This is a genomic window from Pseudomonas sp. 05T35 (assembly GCF_056396605.1).
The window spans coordinates 1-2,176 of the sequence record NZ_JBFTLU010000603.1; the positions used below are offsets into that span (position 1 = coordinate 1).

Annotated in this window: 3 protein-coding genes; 1 reads left to right on the top strand and 2 read right to left on the bottom strand. The window is 61.4% G+C overall.

Annotated features, from left to right (window positions below; translation table 11 throughout):
* Both AC1DH9_RS27820 and ccoN read right to left on the bottom strand, forming a co-directional pair.
* Positions 1-165, bottom strand: a 165-nt coding sequence (locus AC1DH9_RS27820; protein ID WP_477809205.1) for a cbb3-type cytochrome c oxidase subunit II, incomplete at its 3' end; no start/stop codon positions are given.
* 10 nt (positions 166-175) lie between these two features.
* Positions 176-1,600, bottom strand: a complete 1,425-nt coding sequence (gene ccoN / locus AC1DH9_RS27825) for a cytochrome-c oxidase, cbb3-type subunit I (RefSeq protein WP_477809203.1) — start codon at positions 1,598-1,600, stop codon at positions 176-178.
* A 98-nt stretch (positions 1,601-1,698) separates the two neighbouring features.
* Between ccoN and AC1DH9_RS27830 the strand changes: the two genes are divergently transcribed.
* Positions 1,699-2,176: alpha/beta family hydrolase (locus AC1DH9_RS27830; RefSeq protein WP_477809204.1), on the top strand; the 478-nt coding region annotated here is incomplete at its 3' end.

Below are 2,176 nucleotides of genomic sequence, written 5' to 3' on the forward strand. Positions count from 1 at the left end.
ACCTTCGAGTTGCAATGCGGTGTAAGGCTTCATGCCTTCGACCGGCTTGTTGGTGACGTCCTGGAAGAACAGCGGGACGATCTGGGTCAGACCGCCGATGCTCACCGCGAAGACCATCAGCAGCAACAGCAGGCCGACGTTTTTCTCAATCGTTTCGTGTTTCATGGCGGACTCCTCAGGCCATCTGCGCCGCGGCRGCGACTTCGGCTGGCTGTGCGGCACGCACGGTGCGCCAGGTGTTGTAAGCCATCAGCAGCATGCCGCTGAAGAAAATCGCGCCGCCCACCAGCCGCACGACGTAGCCTGGGTGGCTGGCTGCCAGGGTTTCGACGAAGGAGTAGGTCAGCGTGCCGTCGTCGTTGACCGCGCGCCACATCAGGCCCTGGGCGATGCCGTTGACCCACATCGAGGCGATGTAGAGCACGGTGCCGATGGTGGCGAGCCAAAAGTGCGTGTTGATCAGGCCGAKGCTGTRCATCTGCKYGCGGCCGAAGAYTTTCGGGATCATGTGGTACAGCGMRCCGAWSGWGATCATYGCCACCCAGCCGAGTGCRCCGGCGTGTACGTGGCCGATGGTCCAGTCGGTGTAGTGGGAGAGGGCRTTGACYGTTTTGATCGCCATCATCGGCCCTTCGAAGGTCGACATGCCGTAGAACGCCAGGGACACCACGAGGAAGCGCAGGATCGGGTCGCTGCGCAACTTATGCCAGGCGCCCGAGAGSGTCATCATGCCGTTGATCATSCCGCCCCAGCTCGGYGCCAGCAGGAYCAGCGACATCRCCATGCCCAGYGAYTGCGCCCAGTCCGGCAGTGCGGTGTAGTGCAAGTGGTGCGGGCCGGCCCAGATGTACAGGGTGATCAGYGCCCAGAAGTGCACGATCGACAGGCGATACGAGTACACCGGACGTTCAGCCTGTTTCGGCACGAAGTAGTACATCATCCCGAGGAAGCCGGCGGTGAGGAAGAAACCTACCGCGTTGTGTCCATACCACCACTGCACCATGGCATCCGTCGCACCGCCGTAGGCCGAGTAGGACTTGGTCCAGCTCACCGGCAGGGAGGCGTGGTTGACGATATGCAGGATGGCCACGGTGATGATGAACGCACCGAAGAACCAGTTACCGACGTAGATGTGCTTGGTCTTGCGCTTCATCACCGTGCCGAAGAAAACCACGCCGTAGGCGACCCAGACGATGGCGATCAAAATGGCGATCGGCCATTCCAGCTCGGCGTATTCCTTGGAAGTGGTGTAGCCCAGCGGCAGGCTGATGGCGGCCAGGACAATGACCAACTGCCAGCCCCAGAAGCAGAATGCGGCGATTTTCGGCGCGAACAGCTGCGTCTGGCAGGTACGTTGCACCGAATAGAAGGAGCTGGCGAACAGGGCGCAGCCGCCGAACGCGAAGATCACCGCGTTGGTGTGCAGCGGGCGCAAACGGCCGAAGCTGGTCCAGGGCAAATTGAAGTTGAGTTCAGGCCAGACCAATTGAGCCGCGAGAAAAACCCCGAGCCCCATGCCGACGATGCCCCACACCACCGTCATAATGGCGAATTGGCGGACCACCTTGTAGTTATAGGCGGTACTTAAAGAAGTGTTCATGGTTCCCCATCCACGGTTCAGCCGAAGTGAAAGCGTTCGCGCACGGCGATAACGCTCTCTTCGCCTGGAGTTATAGGCAGATTAAAAGCGAGGCAAGCATGGACAAACAGCACAAGGCCAGTATTGACGGGGATCAATGGGCGCAGTGCGTGCAGGATCGCGGATGGTTGTGGGACGCCGCCTCGGCGCCGGCATCGGCGACCCTGATCCTGGCCCATGGCGCCGGCGCACCGATGGACAGTGACTGGATGAACGACATCGCCGCACGCCTTGCCGGGCTTGGCGTCAACGTGTTGCGTTTCGAGTTTCCGTACATGGCGCAACGGCGCATCGACGGTGGCAAACGCCCGCCGAATCCGGCGCCAAAATTGCTCGAATGCTGGCGTGATGTGTATGCCGTGGTGCGACGCCATGTCACTGGGCGCCTGGCCATCGGCGGCAAGTCCATGGGCGGACGCATGGCCAGTTTGCTGGCCGATGAGTTGGGCGCGGATGCGCTGGTGTGTCTGGGGTATCCGTTTTATGCGGTGGGCAAACCGGAGAAGCCGCGAGTCGAGCATCTGGCCGGTTTACGGA